Below are 20,902 nucleotides of genomic sequence, written 5' to 3'. Positions count from 1 at the left end.
CCGTGCTGAACGACCGACTACGCGCGGACATGGCGACGATGCTCGACGGCCTCGGCGAGCAGTTCCGCGGCATCGCCGAACTCCAGAAGGAGCGCGCGCTCCTCACCGCCACCGCGACCGCGTGCGACAAGCGCATCGAGGTGACGGTGAACGCCGACGGCCTGCTGATCGCCACGAAATTCGCTGACGACGTTCTCGAGCTGAGCCTCGAGGAGATCGCCACGAATCTGACGGCGGCCGTCCAGTCCGCGGCCGCCGACGTGGCCGCTCGCGGCAAGGACCTGATGACACCGCTGCTCGAGCGACGCGACGCGCTGCCGAAACTCTCCGAGATCATCGAGGGCGCACCCGATCTGGGCGCGATGTTACCCACCGCGCCTGCCCCACCGACGGTCCCACCCGAACCGGCATGGTGGCCGACCGACGGTTCCGGCACCCGTGGTCCGCGGTCCGCGGTCGCTGACAACGACGACTGACCCACCCGCACGCGGACACCAGACGAAGCGGGATCCGATTCCCGGCGAAGAAAGGCGACGATGGCCCTCGAACCGAACACGTGGTCCGGCTTGGCGAATCAGGCGAAAGCGGGATATCTCGCGTTCGACCCGGCGAAAGCTTTGGCCGCGGCGAAAGCCTGCGCCGACCTGGTCGACGATCTACTCGGGATGAGCGCCGCGGTGACCGACCTGCGCCTGAACAATTTCTCGCCGATCGGCAATCTGACCTCCGGGACCCAGCTGTCGATGGCATTGAGCAACAAGGGTTCTCGCCTGCACACCATTCTCGACGACCACGCGAAGATCGTCACCGACATGGGCGACACCTACATCGCCGCGGGCAAGATGTATACGGGCACCGATCACAATTCCGGGGACAACATCAAGGCGCTCGGTGAACTGAGAATGCCGACCGCGGCGACCCCGTACGCACCGGGCAGTCCTGCTCCTGGTGCCCCCTCGGCCACTTTCGACAAGCCGAGCGGCGGTTTCACCTGGCAGAACGGCAACGAGACGCACACGGTGAATGCGGACGCCGAGAGTTTCCCTTCGTCGTTGAAGGACTATCAGGGCGCGAAGGACACCAGCGTCACGGCCAGCGTCGAGAACAAGGACAGTCTCACTTTCACCGATATGCACGAGCTCGGGCGCGATCTCGAACCGCGACCGGTGCTCGCCGCCGCGGGCACCTGGCACTCGTTGTCCACCGATCTGCTGAGCAGGATGAACAACTTCGTCACCGTGATCTCGGCGGGAACCGACGGCTGGGAGGGCGAGGGCGCTGCTGCCGCGGCGGCCGCGGTCACGAACTACACCGACGGCGTGCAACCGCTGATCAACTCGATGCTCGCGATGAGCCAGAACCTCGACTACACCGCGCAGTGGTTGCATCTCACGAAACTGAGCATGCCCGCGACCTCCGATGCCGGTGATTGCTGTCCTGGCCAGGTAACCAGGCGCTATCGCGAGGAGTGGCAGAAGCACTACGGCGAGGGCATGAAGAACACGGTGTCGATGATGCCGGTAGTCAACGGGCCGATCGCCACCCCTCAGCCCGCCGCGGGTGCGGGGCCGAATACGCCGGGCGGCAACGAGAACGGTGGCGGACAACAGGGCGGTTCCGGCTCGGGTACCTCGGGCAACGGTTACGGCAACCAGGGAAACGGCTACGGCAACCAGGGCAATGGTTACGGCGGCCAGGACGGTAACTACGGCGATCAGGGCGACGGCAACCGGACACCCGGCGATGGCTATCGCAGCGACCGGCCGGAGCTGGAATCCAGCAGTGGCGCCGGGTCGGGGGCAGGGCTGCCCGGAGCCGGTACCCCGACCGCAGGCGCCGCACCCGATATCGGTGCTCTGCCGTCGGGCTACGAAGCCGCGGGCGCGGACGCGCCGGGCGGCAGCGCGGGTGGGGGCGGCGCTCCCGCGGGGGTGCTCGGCGGGACCGCGGCGTCCCAGGGCGCCACGACGCCGACGCGTTCGACCAGCGGATCGGGTAGTTCGGCCTTCCCCCGCAGCAGCTTGCCAGCCGCCGGACAGCCGGAATCCGTCACCAGTGGCGGTATGCCGGAGGTCTCCTCCCTCGGTTCGGTCCCGCTACCGCGCGGGTCCTCCGGTGCGGGTGGGGCTTCGAGCACGAAGCCGTCGAGTTCGGGCGGCGCCGGTTCCGGTGCGGGCGCGGGCTCACTGGGCGACGCTCTCGGCGCGGCGGTGGGCGCGGACCCCGCGCAGGTGAAGTCGGTGCTCGACAACCTGCCCGGCCTGCTCGACGAGGACACCTTGTCGGACCTCACCGGATTGCCACCGGAACAGGTGCGGTCGATTCTGGACAACATTCCGGACGTGGTCGACGAGAACGCGCTCGCGGAGCTCAGCGGTGTTGATCCGGCCGGAGTGCGCTCAGTGCTGGAGAACCTGCCCGCCGCGTTGGACGAGGAGGCGCTCGCGACGGCGACCGGCGGCACGAACGGCCTGTCGTCCGCCGGGGCCGGGATCGCTTCGCCGGACGCGGCCTCGGGTGCCGGGAGCTCGCAGAGTTCACTGGCTTCCGCGGGCAGCGACTTCCTCGGGCAACTGGGGACGGCACTGACCCAGGGGCTGGATTCGCTCACCCAGCTCGGGAGCGCGCTCCCTGGCACACAGGAGATACAAGACATGCTGCGGCAGTTCGATCCGGACGCGTTGACAGCCGCGGCGGGACTCACCCCCGTCGAAACCGCGGGCGCGGGCGGTTCGGGCGCGGGTGGTGCGGGCGCAGGCGGTGCGGGGGCAGGCGGCGGAATCGGTTCACCGGAAACTCTTGCCCAGCAATCCAGCACTGCCCTGTACCCACGTGCGGGACTGCCCGGTGCCGAATCGCCGGTCTATCCCGCCGTGGCGGCCGCTGCCCGCACCGACTCCACGCCCGGCGGTATGCCCATGATGCCGCCCGCCGCCGCCGGTGGCGCGGGACAGAACGCCAACGGTGGGCACCAGCCCGCCAGATTTCTCCGTTCGAGAGCACACCTGGACGAGGCCATCGGCCCGACGCCCGACCGAGTGCGTCCGGTGGCCGACTCATGAGCCAGACCTGGGAATTCACCGACCTGGAGTTCAATCTGCTCTGCGAGGACGTCCGGCGGGGCGAACTGCCCGCACCGTTCATCTTCACCAGCCGTACCCGTCTCGAAGATGACTACGAGCGCGAGAAAGCGCAGGTTCGCCAGCAGTTACGACACCGGCTCGACAACGATCTCGATGCCCTGGCAGGCGCGATCGCCAAACCGGACGTCTTCGTCGTCGCGCACGCGTGGAACGACCAGGATTTCGAGAATCCCGAGGCGCGCATCCGGGTGCACGCCATCCGGCATCGGGCCCGCGGCTATGTGATCACCCAGCGCCCGGGCGAAACCCTCGCGCACAGCGGCGGTTTCGATGCCGTCGAATGCGATCCGTATGTTCTGGCCGACACCGTTCTCGGACTTCTCCCGCGCTGCGGCGCCGGGAAGCTCGACAACATCCGCCTGTCGCTCCCCCACACCGCACCGGAGGCCGAGCACGATCGCGCGGTATCCAGCGTCGCCGACAACGACGACGACTACGACCCCTTCCGCAGCGCCGCGTTCTTCGCCACCCCCGCCGTCAGCACCGGGATCATCAAAGTGCTGCAGGGCCGCTCGAAATACGGACCCCGCGGCCGGATCGAAGCCGGGCTGTTGTGGCGTGACCTGCCCGACGACGGGCGCTACGTGATACCGCTGGACGACCCAGCCCCGGTCGCCACCGCGATGAGCAGCGACCGGTTGGGCCCCTGGGTGCGCGACCGGATCGAGGAGATCCTCACCCGGCTGGAATCGCACAGGGAAACCGAGGAATGAGCGGACCCCGCTCGACGGACAACTCGCGGTTACACCAGCTCTGGCACGCGTAGGTGGGCGAAGCCGAGCCTGAACTCCGCGACCTCGAGAACTTCGGCGCCCATGGTGCTGGTCGCCGCGGCCCGGATTCGATCCACCTGGGCGCGGCTGTTGTCCAGTTCCTCTCTGCTTGCCCAGACCGTCGATCCCACCCCTCGGCCGGTCGCTCGGTCGACGAACAGGCTGGCGCTGCGGAATCCCTCGATCTTTTCGAGCTGGGGCAGCAGACCGGACTTGAATGTCTCGATCGCGGAATCGACTCCGGCCGGGTCGACCTGGACCCAGGTGCACCGAGTGCAGGCACTCGCGCCGGCCAGGTGATCGCGGTGCATGACCGCGACTTCCCATTCCTCGATTGTGTCGACCTGGCCGTTCAGCGCTTCGGCCAGACCATCACGCAATGATCGGACGCGCATTCTGCTGTCGTGCATCGCGGTTTCCGATTCCCACGCGGTTGTGGCGATACATCGGCCTGTCGCCCTGTCCACCATCAGCGACATGCCGACCCACCCGTCGAGCTCGGTCATATTCGGCATCACCGCATTGTTGAGGTATGCGATACCGCGGTCGATCGACGACCGCTGGGCCGTAAATGTGCTGGAACGTGCGTACACGGGCCACCTCCTACTTGCAGGAAGGGCGGTGCCCCGGTGGGCACCACCGACACATCCACTGTCCTCCGCGACGACCATCGACACAATGCGATGGGCGGCCTTCATGACGCCGATTATTTCGGCCGTATTCAGTGGCCCGAAGGTATTGACATCGAGCAAATCAGGAGAAGACTGGATGGATACCGGAACACCGGAAATGAGCCACACTGCCGACGGAGACGTTTGCCGACCGTGGTGACTTCGTTTTCAGGATCTGGCTAAGCCCCCGGCAAGCCAATCGAATAACCGGAGTTGTCAGCGACGACTGAGCTCAGGAATTCGATGAAGACTACCGGGGACTGTTCTGTGTGGGGGTAGAAATTCAGCCTGCTGTGTCAGGGCGGTCCGCGAGGCCAAGACGTAGGTGTTCGCTGTGGTACACGGCCTCATCCAGCAATTGAGCGACGTGATTGTCGTAGAGGCTGTACACGATGCTGCGTCCGGCCCTTGTGCCGTGGACCAAGCCGAGATTGCGCAGCAAGCGCAGTTGATGCGAGACCGCGGACTGCTCCATGCCGACCGCCTCGGCGAGCTCGGTGACCGGGCGCGGGCCTTGGCGTAGTTCGGTGAGGATGAGCAGGCGACTCGGGGTGGCCAGGGCCTGCAAGGTGGTTGCCACATGAGCGGCGGACGCGGCGTCGAGTCGGGAACTCGGCCGGTCGCGGCCTTCGACACCGTGTCCCATGGCGTGAAGTTTAGCTCACCAGCACTCATGAAAACCTCTTCATATGTACTGCTATTCTCGGGTGGTTCTGTCCCGACTTCCGGAGGTGACCTGTGGCTACGCCCACCGCCACGCCCACCCGCCGAGCCACCCCGCGCGCGGCCGTTCCCGTGCGCCGCACCCGACTGCTCGAACTGAGCGAAATACGTTGGGCAGCAACAGCATCCGTACTATTTGTGCTCGGCCTGGTCACCCAGTTCTCGGGTGGGCCGTCGTGGCTGTGGTGGGCGCTGTATCTGGCCTGCTACGCCACCGGCGGCTGGGAGCCCGCGCTGGCCGGGATGCGTGCGCTGCGCGAGAAAACCCTCGATGTCGACCTGCTGATGGTGGTCGCGGCAATCGGGGCGGCCTCGATCGGACAGGTGCTCGACGGCGCGCTGCTGATCGTGATCTTCGCGACGTCGGGCGCGGTCGAAGCCTTCGCCACGGCCAGGACCGAGGACTCGGTGCGCGGACTGCTCGGCCTCGCCCCGGAGACCGCGACACTGCTTTCCGACGGCCACGAACAGACTGTCAGGGCAGCCGATCTGGAAATCGGCGCGGTGATCTTGGTGCGGCCGGGTGACCGGATCGCCGCCGACGGGTCGGTAGTCGGCGGGGCCGGTGAGGTCGACCAGGCCACCGTCACGGGCGAGTCGATACCGGTGGACAAAACGGTCGGCGACGAGGTGTTCGCGGGCACCCTCAACGGCACCGGTTCGCTGCGGGTGCGGGTGGATCGCCGTGCCGAGGACTCGGTCGTGGCCCGCATCGCGACGCTGGTCGAGGAGGCAGGCCGGACCAAGGCCACGACGCAGTTGTTCATCGAGAAGATCGAGCAGCGGTATTCGGTGGGCATGGTCGCGGTGACGCTCGCGGTGTTCGTCGTGCCGCTGCTGTTCGGCGCGGCGTTGCAACCGACGTTGTTGCGCGCCATGACGTTCATGATCGTCGCCTCGCCCTGCGCGGTGGTGCTGGCCACGATGCCGCCGCTGCTGGCCGCGATCGCGAACGCGGGTCGTCACGGGGTGCTGGTGAAATCGGCCGTCGTGATGGAACAACTCGGCACCACCACCCGGGTCGCGCTCGACAAAACCGGCACCCTGACCCTGGGCACCCCCGAACTCGCTGATATCCGGGTATTGCCCGGCGGCCCGCTCAGCGAAGAACAGGTCCTGCGGCTGGCCGCGGCCGCCGAGCATCCCAGCGAGCATCCGCTGGCCGCCGCGATCGTGCGGGCCGCCCACCGCCGTAGCCTCGATCTCCCGATCGCCGACGACTTCACCGCCGAGCCCGGCCGCGGCGTCTCGGCCTTGGTCGAGCAACGCCTCATCCAGGCCGGATCCCCGGCCGCGCTTCTGCACCACGACAGCACAGCCGGCCGACATGCGAGCGTGGTGGTCACCGAACTCCAGCGCAACGGGCGAACCGCGGTGGTCGTGCTGTGTGACCACGAGCCCATCGCCGTCCTCGGCATCACCGATCAGGTGCGTCCCGAGGCCGCGGCCGCTGTCGCCGCGATCACCGAATCGACCGGCGCCGCACCGACTTTGCTCACCGGCGACAACCACGCCACCGCCGCCCAGATCGCGAAACAGGTCGGCATCACCGATGTGCGCGCCGGATTGCTGCCGCACGAGAAGGTCGCCGCCCTCCGAGATCTGGAGTCGCGGGGATGGCGGGTGACCATGATCGGCGACGGCATCAACGACGCTCCCGCACTGGCCGCCGCGCACACCGGGATCGCGATGGGCGGCGCGGGATCGGACCTGACCCTGCAGACCGCCGATGCGGTGATCGTCGGCGACGACCTGACCACCATTCCCGCCGTCATCGAACTGTCGCGCCGGGCGCGCCGCGTCGTGATCGCGAACCTGGCGATCGCGGCCACCTTCATCGTCGTCCTGTCGCTCTGGGACCTCATCGGACACCTCCCGCTCCCGTTGGGCGTGGCCGGACACGAGGGTTCCACCGTCATCGTCGGCCTGAACGGCCTGCGTCTGCTCGGTTCAGCGGCTTGGCGCTCCGAACAGGTCGGTGCGGCAGGTTCGCGGTGACCTCGCGTTCCACGGCAAGGAAGGGTCTCGGCGAACCGGGCCCGAAGGCCGGGGTCGGCCCGGGATGTCGGCGAGCAGACCAGACGAGCCGGACTACGGCAGCCGCGCTCCGACGATCCGCAGGGCCATCTCCGCGTACCGGTCAGCCACCTCGTTCACCGACCAATCCCCGCTTTCGCGATACCACCGCGCGATGTCGATTCCGAGCGAAAGCACCGCTACGACAGCCATTTTGAGGTCGGGGATGTCGAAATCGCCGGAGCGGACCCCGTCGGCGACGAGCGAGCGCACCGCGTGCTCGGTTTCTCGCCGGATGCCCCGGATCTCGGCCAGGTGCTCGGCACTGAGCGCGGCCAGTTCGTAGTTCAGGATGCGCGCGACGGTGCGGCGGCCGGCGTGCTCGGCGACGAAGGCGTGGACGAGTGCGTGCAGCCGCTGAGTTGGCGTTCCCGCTGCGGCGACGGCCTCGGTGACCAGGTCGAGTATCCGTTCGTGGCCACCGCGCGAAATCAGGTACAGCAGTTCTTCTTTGGACTTGTGATGCATGTAGACCGCGGCCGGGCTCATCCCGGCCGCGGCGGCGATATCGCGTGTCGTCGTGCCGTAGTAGCCCTTCGCCGCGAAGGCCTCGACGGCGGACTCGAGCAGGCGGGTACGCGTAGCTTCCGCCCGTGAGGTTTCCGCCTGGGGCACATCGGTCATGGATCGATTCTGTCAGCGCGTCGACCGGCCCGAGCGTGGAGGTGCTTGACGACCGGCGGCACCAGGAGCCAAGATAGAAATTAAGCAAGCGCTTATTTCCGCATCTCAGAACGGACGAACGTGACCGACGACGTACTCTGCCAGCGCGATCTCGAGTTCCTGCTCTACGAGTGGCTCGATATCACCCAGCTGACCAACCGTGCTCGGTTCGCAGAGCATTCGCGGGAGACCTTCGACGCGGTGCTTGACCTCAGCGCCGACATCGCGATCAAGGAATTCGCGCCACACAACAAGAAGGCCGACCAGCACCAGCCGATCATGCGGCCCGACGGCACCGTGGAGATGATCGGCGAGGTCGCGCACGCGCTCGAGATCTTCGCCAAGGCCGGGCTCATGTCCGGCCAGTTCGACGAAGAACTCGGCGGCATGCAACTGCCCGCGACGATCGCGCGCGCCGCGATGGCCTGGCTGCAAGCCGCGAACGCGGGCACCTCGTCCTACGCGCTGCTCACCACCGCCAATGCCAACCTCCTCGCCGAGTACGGCACCGCGAGCCAGATCGACGAGTACGTGCGGCCGATGCTCGAGGGGCGCTACTTCGGGACGATGTGCCTGTCGGAACCGCAGGCAGGCTCCTCGCTGGCCGACATCACCACCCGCGCCACCCGCCAGGACGACGGAACCTATCGGGTGACCGGGACCAAGATGTGGATCTCGGGTGGCGATCACGAACTCACCGGCAACATCGTGCATCTCGTGCTGGCCAAGACCCCCGACGGTCCTCCCGGGATCAAAGGCATCTCCCTGTTCATCGTCCCGAAGTACCTGGTCGATGGCGGGGAACGCAACGATGTCACCCTGATCGGCCTCAACCACAAGATGGGCAACCGCGGTACGACCAATACCCACCTCGCCTTCGGCGACGGCACCCACTCCCCCCGCGGCAAGGCAGGCGCGGTCGGGTTCCTCGTCGGCGAGGAGGGCCGCGGACTGTCCTACATGTTCCACATGATGAACGAGGCCAGGGTCGGCGTCGGGATGCTGGCCACCGCCCTCGGCTACACCGGTTACCTCAAATCCCTCGCCTACGCGAAGGTTCGCACGCAGGGCCGGGCTGTCGGGGCCAAAGATCCACTGTCGCCGCCTGTTCCGATCATCGAGCACCCCGATGTGCGCCGGATGCTGCTGGCCCAGAAGTCCTACGTCGAGGGCGCGATGGCGTTGAACCTGTACTGCGCGCGCCTGGTCGACGACGCGGCCACCGCGCCGGAGTCCGACGCCCGCGAGGCCGCCGCCTTGCTGCTCGACGTGCTGACCCCGGTCGCCAAGAGCTGGCCCTCGCAGTGGTGCCTGGAGGCCAACAGCCTCGCGATCCAGGTGCACGGCGGCTACGGCTACACCACCGACTACGACGTCGAGCAGCTCTACCGCGACAACCGCCTCAACCCCATCCACGAGGGCACCCACGGCGTGCAGGGACTCGACCTGCTCGGTCGCAAGGTAGTGATGCGGGGCGGCGCCGGACTGGCACTGCTCGGCGCGGAAATCGAGAAGACCATCGCGCGGGCGAGCGAACTGGGCGCGGAGCACGCCGCGCAGCTCGGTGCCGCGTGGCACAAGCTCGTCGAGACCACGATGCGGTTGTGGTCCACCGGCGACCCCGCCGTCGCGCTCGCCAACTCCTCGCTCTACCTCGAATCCTTCGGCCACGTCGTGATCGCGTGGATCTGGCTCGAACAGCTCGTCGCCACCGGGGACAAGGAAGGTTCGTTCTACGACGGCAAGCGCGCCGCGGCCCGCTTCTTCTACACCTTCGAACTACCCAAGGTCACACCACAACTCGACATCCTCGCGACCTTGGACACCACGCTGCTCGACACCGACCCGAACTGCCTCTGACCCGGCGTCGCAGTCCTCACTTCGGGGGATCCGAACCCATCGATGACCGCGTCCGGAATCCCCCGCTTCGTCACGCCGACCGTCCACCCGGGAACGCCCCTACCGGGCGCGTGCGCGAACCGGCGATGTCACCCCTGGGGCGGGAGTAGTTCGGCGACGAGGGCTTCGATGCGGGTTTTGATCTCGTCGCGGATCGGGCGAACCGACTCCACGCCTTTGCCCGCCGGATCGTCCAGTGTCCAGTTGCGGTAGCTGACGCCGGGGAAGACCGGGCAGGTGTCGCCGCAGCCCATGGTGATGACGACGTCGGAGGTTTCCACGGCGTCGTAGGTGAGGATCTTCGGGGTCTGATCGGCGATGTCGATGCCGAGTTCGGCCATCGCCGCGACGGCGGACGGGTTGATCGTCTCGGCGGGCGCGCTGCCCGCCGAGCGGACCTCGATCGCGTCGCCCGCGAGGTGGTTGAGGAATCCGGCGGCCATCTGGGAGCGACCTGCGTTATGGACGCAGACGAACAACACGCTGGGCTTGGTGGTCATGTGGGGCAATGCCTTTCAGCTGGCCGGGAGGTCTAGTTCGGCGAGGAGATGCCGGACACGGGTTTCGATGTCGTCGCGGACCAGGCGCATGCGTCCGATGCCGTCGATGCCGCGTTCGGAGGGTTCGTCGGTGCCCCAGTTGATGATTCGGATGCGCTCATCGCGGCGTCACCCCCGCAGCGACAGCGGTGGCGGCGGTCGGCTTGAACCGTTTGCGCAGGGCAAGGGAGACATAGACCAGTGCGACGAGGACGGGGACCTCGATGAGCGGGCCGACGACGCCGGCGAGGGCTTGACCGGAAGTGACGCCGTAGGTGGCGATCGCTACGGCGATGGCCAGTTCGAAGTTGTTGCCCGCCGCGGTGAACGCGAGGGTGGTGGTGCGTTCGTAACCGAGGCCGAGGGCCGCGCCCATCGCGTAGCCGCCGCCCCACATGATCGCGAAGTAGGCCAGCAGCGGGATCGCGATGCGGACCACGTCGAGCGGGTGGGCGGCGATCTGGTCGCCTTGCAGGGCGAACAGGATCACAATCGTGAACAGCAGCCCGTACAGCGCCCACGGGCCGATCCTCGGCAGGAACTTCGCCTCGTACCAGTCGCGGCCCTTGGCGCGTTCACCCAAGCGGCGGCTCAGAAACCCGGCCAGCAGCGGGATACCGAGGAAGATCAGCACCGACTTCGCGATCTGCCACGGCGAGACGTCGATGGTGGTCTGTTCGAGGCCGAGCCAGCCGGGCAGGACCGAGAGGTAGAACCAGCCGAGCACGGCGAACATGACCACCTGGAACACCGAGTTCAGGGCAACCAGCACCGCGGCGGCTTCGCGGTCGCCGCACGCCAGGTCGTTCCAGATGATCACCATGGCGATGCAGCGAGCCAGGCCGACGATGATCAGACCGGTGCGGTATTCAGGCAGGTCGGGCAGGAACAACCAGGCCAGGGCGAACATCAGCGCGGGGCCGAGTACCCAGTTCAGCACCAGCGAACTGATCAGCAGTTTGCGGTCGCCGGTGACGGAGTCGAGGCGGTCGTAGCGGACCTTGGCCAGCACCGGATACATCATGATCAGCAGCCCGATCGCGATGGGCAGCGAGATGCCGTCGATCTCCACGGCGCTCAGCGTGTCGCCGAGGCCGGGAATCATGCGTCCGAACAGCAGTCCGGCGGCCATCGCGACGCCGATCCAGACCGGCAGGAACCGGTCGAGCGTCGACAGTTTGCCGACGACGGCGGGGTGGTCGGTGGTCGTGGTACTCATGCGGTCACCGCTCCCGCTTCGGTCGCGAGCACATCCGACAGTCGCGCGAGCGCCTGCGGGACGACCCGGTAATACACCCAGGAAGCCCGGCGCTCGCTGGCCAGCAGTCCGGCTTCGCGCAGCACCTTCAGGTGGTGGGAGATGGTCGGCTGGGTGACGTCGATCCCCGTCGACAGGTCGCACACGCAGGCTTCACCGTCGGCGCGGGACGCGATCGCCGACAGCAACCGCAACCGGACCGGGTCGGCGAGGGCCTTGAACAGCACGGCCAACTCGGCGGCCGTCTGGCCGGTCATCGGTGGGCGGGTACTGGGCGCGGCCTCGCACGACTGCGAGACCACGCTCAGCGGCAGATCCTGATTCGACATATATCGATATTGACGGATGTCTAATCAAGAAAGCAAACGAACACCGGATGAACGAGCCCGGCGGATCAGCGGCAGCAGCTCGCGCCGGAAGCCACGGCCTCGGTCTTGGCCGCACTGCCACAGCAGGCGCCCTCGCTCTCAGCTTCGGCGGCGGTGCCACAGCAGACGTCGACCGCCTCGGCGTCGGCAAGGTCGAGTTCCGGTGCGGTGCCGAAGGTTTCACTGTCGGCCAGCACCGTGTAGACCTCCCACCGCTCGGCGCCCGGCCCGGTGACCCACACCTTGTCCTGAGTGGCGAAGCAACATGTGGTCGCGATCTGCTCCTCGGTGAACAGACCCGCTTCGGAGAGTCGGGCGATCTCGCCGTGCACCTGTTCGGAGGATTCGACCTCGACGCCGAGGTGATTCAAGCTGCCACCTTGACCGGCGTTCTCGATCAGCACGAGCTTGAGCGGCGGCTCGGCGATCGCGAAGTTCGCGTAGCCGGGCTTGCGCTTGGCCGGTTCGGCGTCGAACAGGGTCGAGTAGAACTGGACGGCGGTGTCGAGGTCGTCGACATTGAGGGCCAGCTGGATACGAGACATGATCGAACCTCCACTTGTGTGACATATATCGAATAACTTGTGCCGCCGAGTCTGCTCACCTTTTCGACATATGTCAATACCGCGGGTAGAGTCGATCTCATGCCCAAGGCGCTGCCCGTGATCGATATGTCCGCCCCCGTCTGCTGCGCCCCCGTCGCGGCGGGGCCCGTAGACGACGCCGCAGCCCTGGAGGTGGCGTTGCGACTCAAGGCGATCGCCGACCCGGCCAGAGTCAGACTGCTGTCACTGCTGCTCACCAGCCCACTCGGCGAGGAGAACGGTGGCGAGCTCGCCGCCACCGTCGGCCTGAGCGAATCCACCGTCTCCCACCACCTCGGCCAGCTACGCAAGGCAGGCCTGGTCGAATCCGAACGACGCGGAATGAACACCATCCACCGCGCCCGCCGTGACGCCCTGTCCGCGCTCTGCACGGTCCTGGATCCCAACTGCTGCAGCTGATCTCGCGGCGCTGACACCGCGCACCGTGGCCGAGTAGAATCGGGACCAGATCGCCGACGACGGTCGCACGGCCCGACGTTGTCACAGGAGCGGCGGATGAGCGCACGTGAGGACTCCGTTTCGGAACAGGTGCCCCGGCGTCTACGGCTGCTGCTGGTAGCTGGTGCGGTATTCATCCTGTTGCTGCTGGTCGTGCCGGGCCTGATCGGCACCTATGTCAACTGGTTGTGGTTCGGCGAGGTCGGCTATCGCGGTGTCTGGTTGACCGTGCTGCTCACCAAGCTGTCGCTGTTCGTGGTGATCGGCGGGTGCCTCGGTGGGGCGCTCTATCTGGCCATGTGGTCGGCGTACCGCTCACGTCCCGTCTTCATGCCCGCCGCACGTGCCGACGATCCGCTCACCGAGGTCCGTCGCGTGGTCGGCCGGTGGCCAGGGCGCATCGGGACGGGGATCGCGGTCGGATTCGGGTTGATCTGTGGTCTCATCGGCCAGTCGAGGTGGGAGACGGTGCAGTTGTTTCTGCACGGCGGGGCGTTCGGCGCGCGCGATCCCGAATTCGGAATCGATATCGGCTTCTTCGTCTTCGATCTGCCGTTCTATCGCCTCGTGCTGAGCTGGTTGTTCGTCGCGGTGTTCTTCGCGTTCATTGCCGGTCTGGCAACGCATTTTCTGTTCGGCGGGCTCCGGCCCGCCGGCAAGTCGGTCGGCCTCAGCCATGGTGCCCGCGTTCAGCTCGCGGTGCTCCTCGGGCTGTTCTTCGTCTTGAAGGCCGGCGCGTATTGGCTCGACCGGTATGCGCTGTTGTCGAGTCACCGGCGGGAACCGACGTTCGCCGGCGCCGGGTACACCGACATCAACGCCGTGCTACCGGCGCGGTTCGTGCTCTTGGCGATCGCGCTGATCGGTGCCGCGGCGGTCTTCTCCGCGGTCGTGATCCGCGATCTCCGGCTCCCCGCGATGGCCGCCACCCTGCTGCTGCTGTCCTCGATCGTGGTCGGCGGGGTTTGGCCGCTCGCGGTGGAACAGTTCTCGGTGCGCCCCAACGCGGCCGACCTGGAGAGCCCCTACATCGAACGCAATATCGCGGCAACGAGGCAGGCGTACGGGATCGGCAGCGACCGGGTCGACTACCAGTCGTATCCGGGGGTCGGCACGAAGCAGCCTCCCGAGGTCGCCGCCGACGCGACCACGATCGCCAATCTCCGGCTGCTCGACCCGCATATCCTCTCCCGCACCTTCACCCAGCAGCAGCAGCTCAAGAACTTCTACAGCTTCCCGGAAAATCTGGACCTCGACCGCTACCGCATCGACGGCAGGCTGCGTGACTACGTCGTCGCGGCCAGGGAGCTGACCCCGACCGCGCTCAGCGGCAATCAATCGCATTGGGTCAACCGGCATACCGTCTACACCCACGGCGACGGGTTCGTCGCGGCACCGGCGAATCGGGTCAACGCGGCGGTGCGGGAAGCATCGGGCGACAGTTCGGCCAGCAACAGCGGGTACCCGATCTACGCGGTGAGCGATATCGCCTCCCAGCACGCCGGGCAGCAGGTGATCCCGGTCGAACAGCCACGCATCTATTTCGGTGAGGTGATCGCGCGGGCCGATCCTGACTACGCCATCGTCGGTGGCGGCACCGAGCCCCGCGAGTACGACACCGACACCACCAAGTACACCTACGCGGGTGCGGGTGGGGTTCCGATCGGGAACTGGCTCAACCGGCTGGCCTTCGCGTCGACCTATACCGAACGAAATATCCTGTTCTCCAAGGCGATCGGCCCCGACTCGAAGATCATCTTCCATCGCGATCCGAGTGAGCGCGTCGAGTTGGTGGCACCGTGGCTCACCGTCGACAACAACCCCTACCCGGCGGTTGTCGACGGCCGGATCGTCTGGATCATCGACGCCTACACCAGCATCGACGGCTACCCCTACGCCGCTCGGAGTTCGCTGGATGCTCTCGCCCGCGACGGCGACGTGGCTCACCGCGAGATCTCCTACGCGCGGAATTCGGTCAAGGCGACCGTCGACGCCTACGACGGCACCGTGACGCTGTACCAGGTCGACGACCGAGACCCGGTGCTGGCCGCCTGGATGCGGGCGTTCCCCGGCACCGTCGAACCAGCGGCGTCGATCAGTGACGACCTGCGCGCCCATTTCCGCTACCCGGAGGATCTGTTCGCCATCCAGCGCGACATGCTCGCGCGGTACCACGTGGACGAGCCACGAGAGTTCTTCACCAACAACGCCTTCTGGTCGGTGCCGAGCGATCCGACCGTCGAGGCCAATCCGCAGCAGCCGCCCTTCTATGTGCTGCTCGGCGACCCCGCTGATGCGGCGCCCTCGTTTCGGCTGGCCAGTGCGATGGTCGGGTTCAAGCGGGAGTTCCTGTCCGCCTATATCTCTGTGCGCTCCGACCCCGAGAACTACGGCAAGTTCAGCGTTCTGCAGTTGCCCACCGACACGCTCACGCAAGGGCCCCAACAGATTCAGAACTCGATGATCTCCGATACCCGAGTGGCGTCCGAGCGCACGCTGCTCGAGCGCTCCAACCGCATCCAGTACGGCAACCTGCTCACCTTGCCGATCGCGGACGGTGGCGTCCTCTACGTCGAACCGCTGTTCACCGAACGGATCTCGACTGCCGCGAACGGATCCACTTTCCCGCAGTTGGCACGGGTATTGGTCAGCTACCGGGAGCCCGGCACCGGCGGAGTCAGAGTCGGCTACGCACCGACCCTCGCCGAAGCACTCGACCAGGTCTTCGGTCCCGCGACCGGCAATCTCGCGACCGCGCCCGGCGGCAGCCCCGCCGCGCCACCACCGCCGGGCAGACCGACAGCACCACCGGGCGAACCACCACCCGCTTCGCAGATCGATGAGTCCGCGATCACCCGACTCGAAGCCGAACTCGAAGCGGCCAGGGCGGCGCTCAACCGGCTCGAGCAACAACTCGACGACATCCTGCGCCCAGACGAATAGAACCCGGTCACCGCGAGCGATTCATGTTCATCTTGCGCCGACGTTCACGGACGAGGACGCAAACGCACGAAGGGCAGTCGACGTCCGACCTCGCGGTAGTCCTGCGGTGTGCCATCGACAGCGAAGCCCATGAACCGCACCAGTTTTCGCGCTGCGCGCGGGTGCCGGGGCGCGTACCGAGCCATGAACTCGCCGCCTTCGTCCACATCGAGCGGCTGTGCGGTGACCGGGATGGTGCGCAGGCCGACTCGAATACTCGTGTCGGGTGTCGCGAGGATGTTCTGATACCACGCGGCTTTGGGGCCGAAACCGGAACAGACGACGTAGCTGTCATCGGTGCTGTCGTGTTCGACGACCTCGATGACCGCCTGGCGCGGCTTCCCCGACACCCGGCCCGTGTGGTCGAGCAGGAGCAGCCTGCCCCCGAACAGCCAGCCAAGCCGGAGTCGGTAGAGGTAGATGGGGGCCCGGAACAGCAGGCGGCGAATACCGGTGGGCGGCGGCGGGCGCTTGACTATTTCCATCGTCCGTCCTTTCAGGGGTCTCTGGCATCGGTCAGCCATCGGGGCTGGAGTGGTCAAACCGCCCGCGACCGAGCAGGCGCGCGTTCAGTTTGCGGTCGGAGTGATCTTTACGGCATCTTTACGGGTAGGTGCGCCGGGAAGTCTGGTCGGCAACCCGGCTCGAGCTCCGTCGGGTGGGGTTCGATCGGTGACGGGTACCCACTCTTGCTGCTTGCGCGCAACTCAGGCTTCACTGTCCGCCTCCCCCAGTCGGTGGTTGGATGACGCCGCCGACCCGACGCACAGTTCTCACCCGAGGTAGCTGGCCGGAAGCACGGCGAATCGCCTCGGTGCTGCGGCGCGAAACCGTGGGCGGCGTGCTGCTGATCGTCGCGGCGATCATCGCGCTGATCTGGGCGAACACACCATGGGCCGGCGCGTACACAGCGATACGCGACTTCCACATCGGGCCGTCCGCGCTGCACCTGAACCTCTCGCTGAGCGAGTGGGCGGCCGACGGGTTGCTGGCGATCTTCTTCTTCGTCGTCGGCCTCGAGCTCAAACGTGAATTCGTGGCGGGCGATCTGCGCGATCCACGCCGCGCGGCGCTGCCCGTTGTCGCGGCGGTGGGCGGCATGGCCGTCCCGGCGCTGATCTATGTGCTGGTCAACCGCAGCGGGCCGCCCGGCACCCTCGATGGCTGGGCCATTCCCACCGCGACCGACATCGCGTTCGCGCTCGCCGTGCTGGCGGTGATCAACACCCACCTGCCCGCCGCGCTGCGCACCTTCCTGCTCACCCTCGCCGTCGTGGACGACCTGCTGGCGGTCACCGTGATCGCGATCTTCTACACCAGCGAACTGAACCTGCCCTACCTGGCCGCCGCGGTCGTTCCCCTCGCCCTGTTCGCGCTCGCCGTGCAACGGCGGATCAGTTCACCCTGGCTGCTGGTCCCACTGGCACTGGTCGCATGGTGGTTGGTCCACCTTTCGGGCGTGCACGCCACGGTGGCGGGAGTGCTGCTCGGATTCACCGTCCCGGTCGTCCTCGCGCGCGGCGAATCCGCCGAACACGGACTCGCGGAACGCTTCGAACACCGGATCCGGCCGCTCTCGACCGGATTCGCGGTGCCGGTGTTCGCGTTCTTCGCCGCAGGCGTCACCGTGGGCGGGCTCAGCGGTCTGACCGATTCCCTCGGTGACCGGGTGACTCTCGGCATCATCGTGGGACTGGTGGCAGGCAAGCTGATCGGCATCACCGCCACGACCTACCTCACCGCGAAACTCACTCGCGCCGAACTCGATTCGGAACTGGCCTGGATCGATGTCGCCGGGGTGGCACTGCTCGGCGGCATCGGGTTCACCGTGTCGTTGCTCGTCGGCGAACTCGCCTTCGCCGGCGACCACACCCGGGCCGATCACGTCCGCATCGGCGTGCTGTTCGGCACCGTGACCGCGGCGATCCTGGCCACCATCGTGCTGCGCGCGCGCAACCGGGTCTACCGCGCACTGGACGAGGCCGAATCGCGCGACGACGACGGCGACGGCATCCCCGATGTGTATCAGCACCCGCAGACTCCGCACTGAGGTAGCGCGGCACGCGCACAACCCATCGATCGCTCGACGAGGAGCACCTATGACCGGACCAGTACCCCGCCACGGCGGTCTTGCCCATGTCACGATGGGGTTGGGTTGGGATCCCGTGCGCCCCAACATGTTCGGGCGGCGCGGTAAAGATGTCGATCTCAACGCCGCCGCCCTGTTGTTCGCCGGCACCCGCTTCATCGATGTCGCCTACCACGAGCAACTCACCTCACGCGATCGCGCGGTCCGCCACCTCGGCGACAGCGTCACCGGCGACGGTGACGGCGACAACGAGGTCATCGTGGTCGACCTGACTCGGCTCGCCCCGGATGTCACCACTATCGTGTTCATCGTGACCTGCTACACGGGGCAGCGATTCGACCAGGTCCAGAATGGTTTCTGCCGCGTCACCGACAATGTCACCGGGACCGAACTGATCCGCCTGCGGCTGGACAGCGGCGGCTCCCACACCGGTCTGGTGCTCGGCAAACTCCGCCGCCCCCACCAGGATTGGGACTTCGCCCCCATCGGCGAACCGATCTGGGCGCAACACATCGTCCACGCCGTGCCCCAACTCGCCGGCTACCTCAGCTGAGCCCAAACGGAGATTGACCCATGAACGCACAGTTGATGATCGTCGAGGACGACACCCGGGTACGGGAGTCGCTGCGGCTGGCCATGGAAGACGAGGGTTACACCGTCGCCGAGGCCGATTCCGCCGAGAAGGCACTCGACCAGGTCCACGATCTCGGCGCGCCCGATGTGATGCTCGTCGACCTCATGCTCGGCGGAATGGACGGCTACACCTATATCCGTGAGGTGCGTCGCGAGCACGACGTGCCGATCATCGTGGTCAGCGCGCGCGACGACACCCATGATGTGGTCGCCGCACTCGAGGCGGGGGCCGACGATTTCGTCACCAAACCGTTCGAGGTCAAGGAACTCTCCGCGCGGATCAGGGCGCTGCGCAGGCGGACAAGGAACACCTCGGATCGCGATGTCACCGAGATCGTCCTCGACGCGGCCGCGCACCGCAGGTTGATCCTGTGTCCGGAGCGCGGCTCGCTGCGGTTGGCAGGCGAGGACGTACATCTCACGCTCACCGAATTCCGGTTGCTGTGCGAATTGGCCCAGAACGACAGCTTGGTGCTGAGCAGGCAGGTGCTGCTCGACAAGATCTGGGATCGCGGGTTCTTCGGCGACGAGCGCATCGTCGACGTGCACGTACGCAGGCTGCGCACCAAGATCGAACGCGATCCCGCCGACCCGAGGTTGATCGTCACCGTCCGTGGGCTCGGCTACCGGCTCGATGTCCAATCCTGAACGCGGGCACCGGGTTCCGTCGCGGTTGCGCGGACTGCGTGGACGCGTCACGGCGGCGTTCGTGCTCGGCGCGAGCCTGGTCGCCGTTGTGCTGTCCGGATCGGTGTACGCCATCAGCACCAATTACATGGAGTCGCAGCGCTCGCGCACCGTCGAGCGGGCGGTGGGCGTGCACGCCGAGCTGTTGCGCCTGCGGTTCGGCAGCACGAACCTCAGCGGCGATCAAGCCCTCGAGGCGCTGCATCTGCCGAGTGGCACCATCGCGATGTTGCACCGGGACAATCGCTGGTCGACGGTCGGGGCAGACCTCGAGTTCCCACTCGCACCGCCGCCCGTTCCGGACGCGGCCGAGGCGGTAGGCGAGGAGCCCACTCGGGTCCGGATCGGAAACCAGCCCTACCTCCGGGCAGGCACCGTCGTCGACAACGCCACCGTCCTCTACGAATTCGCGCCGCTGCTCGAACTCGAGTCCACCCTCCGGATGCTGCGGACAATCCTGCTCGCCTGCTCGGTACTGGCCGTGACGATCGCGGCCGCGATCGGCGCCTGGGCGGCTCATCGCGCACTGAGCCCACTGCGTCAGGTGGCCGCCACGGCATCCAGAATCGCGTTCGGCGAGCACGAACTGCGACTACCGCGCACCGATGACGACGAACTGTCCGCCACGGTCGACGCGTTCAACGCGATGGTCGACTCACTACAGCAGCGGATCGAGCGCGAACGGCGCCTCGTCTCCGATCTCAGCCACGAACTGCGCACCCCGCTGACCACTCTCACCACCACCGCGACGGTCCTAACCGGCCACCGCGACGAACTGTCCGAGCGCCCACGCGCCGCGCTCGGACTGCTCGTCGAGGAAACCGCGTACCTGCGGGGCCTGCTCGACGACATGCTGGCCCTCGCCCGCGTGGAAGCGGGCATCCACCGCTCCGACCAGACCCCGCTCGACCTGGCGGAACTGCTCACCCACCTGCTCGTCGGCCGTGGCGTGTCGCCGGACGTGCTCGACATCGGCGATGTGGGAACGATCCGCGGGCGCCGCACGGAACTCGAACGCGCACTGGTCAATCTGCTCATCAACGCCGAACGGCACGGCGGCGGCGTCACCGGTGTCCGCGTCGACCGCGACGGGCCCGACATCGTGGTCACGGTCGACGACGCGGGCCCCGGCGTCGCGCCCGAGAACCGCGAGCGCATCTTCGAGCGCTTCGTCACCGCCTCCCGCGCGACCGCGGGCACCGGCATCGGGCTCGCACTGGTCAGCGAAACGGTGCTCGGCCATCACGGCACCCTGCGCTGCACGGAAAGTCCCGCCGGCGGCGCCCGATTCGTGCTGACCATCCCCGCCCTTCACGAGATCGCAAAGAAGCGACCGGAACTCTTGCAATGATCGG

Annotated in this window: 19 protein-coding genes and 1 pseudogene; 11 read left to right on the top strand and 9 right to left on the bottom strand. The window is 67.1% G+C overall.

All coding sequences use genetic code 11. The features are described 5' to 3' along the window. The first annotated feature begins 2 nt into the window (after nucleotides 1–2). From ACWZHB_RS00535 to ACWZHB_RS00525, 3 genes are read left to right on the top strand one after another with little or no spacing between them, the layout of a single operon-like run. A complete protein-coding gene (locus ACWZHB_RS00535) occupies nucleotides 3–476 on the top strand; it encodes a YbaB/EbfC family nucleoid-associated protein (RefSeq protein ID WP_427905965.1) in 474 nt (157 codons plus the stop codon). Between the two features lie 60 nt (nucleotides 477–536). Continuing rightward, complete coding sequence (locus ACWZHB_RS00530) at nucleotides 537–3,062, top strand: PPE domain-containing protein (protein WP_427905964.1); 2,526 nt, start codon at nucleotides 537–539, stop codon at nucleotides 3,060–3,062. After that, nucleotides 3,059–3,856 (top strand): ESX secretion-associated protein EspG, encoded by a 798-nt coding sequence (locus ACWZHB_RS00525; RefSeq protein WP_427905963.1) that lies wholly within the window; start codon nucleotides 3,059–3,061, stop codon nucleotides 3,854–3,856. Before ACWZHB_RS00530 ends, ACWZHB_RS00525 begins: the two co-directional genes overlap by 4 nt. A 29-nt stretch (nucleotides 3,857–3,885) precedes the next feature. Here ACWZHB_RS00525 and ACWZHB_RS00520 read toward each other — a convergent pair whose 3' ends face one another. Then, on the bottom strand, nucleotides 3,886–4,509 hold the full coding sequence (locus ACWZHB_RS00520; protein WP_427905962.1) for a hypothetical protein: 624 nt from the start codon (nucleotides 4,507–4,509) through the stop codon (nucleotides 3,886–3,888). 361 nt (nucleotides 4,510–4,870) lie between these two features. Then, entirely contained in the window at nucleotides 4,871–5,233 is a 363-nt protein-coding gene (locus ACWZHB_RS00515; protein WP_427905961.1) for an ArsR/SmtB family transcription factor, read from the bottom strand. A 92-nt stretch (nucleotides 5,234–5,325) separates the two neighbouring features. Here ACWZHB_RS00515 and ACWZHB_RS00510 point away from each other — a divergent pair, with 92 nt between their 5' ends. Further along, nucleotides 5,326–7,308: a heavy metal translocating P-type ATPase gene (locus ACWZHB_RS00510; protein WP_427905960.1), complete on the top strand. Its 1,983-nt coding sequence runs from the start codon at nucleotides 5,326–5,328 to the stop codon at nucleotides 7,306–7,308. A 93-nt stretch (nucleotides 7,309–7,401) separates the two neighbouring features. On the opposite strand, the gene ACWZHB_RS00505 is transcribed toward ACWZHB_RS00510, so the two are convergent. Then, nucleotides 7,402–8,010: a TetR family transcriptional regulator gene (locus ACWZHB_RS00505; RefSeq protein ID WP_427905959.1), complete on the bottom strand. Its 609-nt coding sequence runs from the start codon at nucleotides 8,008–8,010 to the stop codon at nucleotides 7,402–7,404. 120 nt (nucleotides 8,011–8,130) lie between these two features. Here ACWZHB_RS00505 and ACWZHB_RS00500 point away from each other — a divergent pair, with 120 nt between their 5' ends. Continuing rightward, complete coding sequence (locus ACWZHB_RS00500; protein WP_427905958.1) at nucleotides 8,131–9,909, top strand: acyl-CoA dehydrogenase; 1,779 nt, start codon at nucleotides 8,131–8,133, stop codon at nucleotides 9,907–9,909. Between the two features lie 128 nt (nucleotides 9,910–10,037). Here the strand turns inward: ACWZHB_RS00500 and ACWZHB_RS00495 are convergent, their stop codons facing one another. From ACWZHB_RS00495 to ACWZHB_RS00475, 5 genes and pseudogenes are all read right to left on the bottom strand, one after another. Beyond that, on the bottom strand, nucleotides 10,038–10,448 hold the full coding sequence (locus ACWZHB_RS00495) for an arsenate reductase ArsC (protein WP_427905957.1): 411 nt from the start codon (nucleotides 10,446–10,448) through the stop codon (nucleotides 10,038–10,040). Nucleotides 10,449–10,463: 15 nt separating this feature from the next. After that, nucleotides 10,464–10,601 (bottom strand): annotated as a pseudogene (locus tag ACWZHB_RS00490) (low molecular weight phosphatase family protein); the annotation flags it as partial. Between the two features lie 4 nt (nucleotides 10,602–10,605). Beyond that, nucleotides 10,606–11,706, bottom strand: coding sequence for an ACR3 family arsenite efflux transporter (gene arsB, locus ACWZHB_RS00485; protein ID WP_427905956.1), 1,101 nt, complete (start codon nucleotides 11,704–11,706; stop codon nucleotides 10,606–10,608). Continuing rightward, nucleotides 11,703–12,074, bottom strand: coding sequence for an ArsR/SmtB family transcription factor (locus ACWZHB_RS00480; RefSeq protein WP_427905955.1), 372 nt, complete (start codon nucleotides 12,072–12,074; stop codon nucleotides 11,703–11,705). The genes arsB and ACWZHB_RS00480 overlap by 4 nt, the downstream gene beginning before the upstream one ends. A gap of 65 nt (nucleotides 12,075–12,139) precedes the next feature. Continuing rightward, a complete protein-coding gene (locus ACWZHB_RS00475) occupies nucleotides 12,140–12,658 on the bottom strand; it encodes an ArsI/CadI family heavy metal resistance metalloenzyme (RefSeq protein ID WP_427905954.1) in 519 nt (172 codons plus the stop codon). Between the two features lie 99 nt (nucleotides 12,659–12,757). On the opposite strand from ACWZHB_RS00475, the gene ACWZHB_RS00470 reads away from it, so the two are divergent. Beyond that, nucleotides 12,758–13,117, top strand: a complete 360-nt coding sequence (locus ACWZHB_RS00470) for an Rv2640c family ArsR-like transcriptional regulator (protein WP_427905953.1) — start codon at nucleotides 12,758–12,760, stop codon at nucleotides 13,115–13,117. Nucleotides 13,118–13,213: 96 nt separating this feature from the next. Next, entirely contained in the window at nucleotides 13,214–16,099 is a 2,886-nt protein-coding gene (locus ACWZHB_RS00465) for a UPF0182 family protein (RefSeq protein WP_427905952.1), read from the top strand. Between the two features lie 44 nt (nucleotides 16,100–16,143). Here ACWZHB_RS00465 and ACWZHB_RS00460 read toward each other — a convergent pair whose 3' ends face one another. Beyond that, the gene (locus ACWZHB_RS00460; RefSeq protein ID WP_427905951.1) at nucleotides 16,144–16,623 is read right to left on the bottom strand and encodes a nitroreductase family deazaflavin-dependent oxidoreductase; all 480 of its coding nucleotides are present in this window, start codon (nucleotides 16,621–16,623) and stop codon (nucleotides 16,144–16,146) included. A gap of 260 nt (nucleotides 16,624–16,883) precedes the next feature. Between ACWZHB_RS00460 and nhaA the strand changes: the two genes are divergently transcribed. Genes nhaA through ACWZHB_RS00440 form a run of 4 tightly spaced genes read left to right on the top strand, consistent with a single transcriptional unit; the run spans nucleotide 16,884 to nucleotide 20,898 of the window. Then, complete coding sequence (gene nhaA, locus ACWZHB_RS00455) at nucleotides 16,884–18,188, top strand: Na+/H+ antiporter NhaA (RefSeq protein WP_427905950.1); 1,305 nt, start codon at nucleotides 16,884–16,886, stop codon at nucleotides 18,186–18,188. 49 nt (nucleotides 18,189–18,237) lie between these two features. After that, nucleotides 18,238–18,780, top strand: a complete 543-nt coding sequence (locus ACWZHB_RS00450; RefSeq protein WP_427905949.1) for a TerD family protein — start codon at nucleotides 18,238–18,240, stop codon at nucleotides 18,778–18,780. 20 nt (nucleotides 18,781–18,800) lie between these two features. Further along, nucleotides 18,801–19,508 carry a response regulator transcription factor gene (locus ACWZHB_RS00445; RefSeq protein WP_427905948.1) on the top strand — a complete coding sequence of 236 codons (708 nt, stop codon included), beginning with the start codon at nucleotides 18,801–18,803 and terminating at the stop codon, nucleotides 19,506–19,508. After that, complete coding sequence (locus tag ACWZHB_RS00440) at nucleotides 19,495–20,898, top strand: sensor histidine kinase (RefSeq protein ID WP_427905947.1); 1,404 nt, start codon at nucleotides 19,495–19,497, stop codon at nucleotides 20,896–20,898. Before ACWZHB_RS00445 ends, ACWZHB_RS00440 begins: the two co-directional genes overlap by 14 nt. Nucleotides 20,899–20,902: the final 4 nt, after the last annotated feature.

The organism is Nocardia sp. FBN12, from assembly GCF_054031145.1.
This window is presented reverse-complemented; position numbering and strand designations above follow the sequence as displayed.

Excerpts from the sequence above, each read along its gene's own strand:
- ACWZHB_RS00530 (WP_427905964.1), top strand. The coding sequence starts at position 537 with ATGGCCCTCGAACCGAACACGTGGTCCGGCTTGGCGAATCAGGCGAAA.
- ACWZHB_RS00525 (WP_427905963.1), top strand. The coding sequence starts at position 3,059 with ATGAGCCAGACCTGGGAATTCACCGACCTGGAGTTCAATCTGCTCTGC.
- ACWZHB_RS00515 (WP_427905961.1), bottom strand. The coding sequence starts at position 5,233 with ATGGGACACGGTGTCGAAGGCCGCGACCGGCCGAGTTCCCGACTCGAC.
- ACWZHB_RS00505 (WP_427905959.1), bottom strand. The coding sequence starts at position 8,010 with ATGACCGATGTGCCCCAGGCGGAAACCTCACGGGCGGAAGCTACGCGT.
- ACWZHB_RS00495 (WP_427905957.1), bottom strand. The coding sequence starts at position 10,448 with ATGACCACCAAGCCCAGCGTGTTGTTCGTCTGCGTCCATAACGCAGGT.
- arsB (WP_427905956.1), bottom strand. The coding sequence starts at position 11,706 with ATGAGTACCACGACCACCGACCACCCCGCCGTCGTCGGCAAACTGTCG.
- ACWZHB_RS00480 (WP_427905955.1), bottom strand. The coding sequence starts at position 12,074 with ATGTCGAATCAGGATCTGCCGCTGAGCGTGGTCTCGCAGTCGTGCGAG.
- ACWZHB_RS00475 (WP_427905954.1), bottom strand. The coding sequence starts at position 12,658 with ATGTCTCGTATCCAGCTGGCCCTCAATGTCGACGACCTCGACACCGCC.
- ACWZHB_RS00470 (WP_427905953.1), top strand. The coding sequence starts at position 12,758 with ATGCCCAAGGCGCTGCCCGTGATCGATATGTCCGCCCCCGTCTGCTGC.
- ACWZHB_RS00465 (WP_427905952.1), top strand. The coding sequence starts at position 13,214 with ATGAGCGCACGTGAGGACTCCGTTTCGGAACAGGTGCCCCGGCGTCTA.
- ACWZHB_RS00460 (WP_427905951.1), bottom strand. The coding sequence starts at position 16,623 with ATGGAAATAGTCAAGCGCCCGCCGCCGCCCACCGGTATTCGCCGCCTG.
- nhaA (WP_427905950.1), top strand. The coding sequence starts at position 16,884 with ATGACGCCGCCGACCCGACGCACAGTTCTCACCCGAGGTAGCTGGCCG.
- ACWZHB_RS00450 (WP_427905949.1), top strand. The coding sequence starts at position 18,238 with ATGACCGGACCAGTACCCCGCCACGGCGGTCTTGCCCATGTCACGATG.
- ACWZHB_RS00445 (WP_427905948.1), top strand. The coding sequence starts at position 18,801 with ATGAACGCACAGTTGATGATCGTCGAGGACGACACCCGGGTACGGGAG.
- ACWZHB_RS00440 (WP_427905947.1), top strand. The coding sequence starts at position 19,495 with ATGTCCAATCCTGAACGCGGGCACCGGGTTCCGTCGCGGTTGCGCGGA.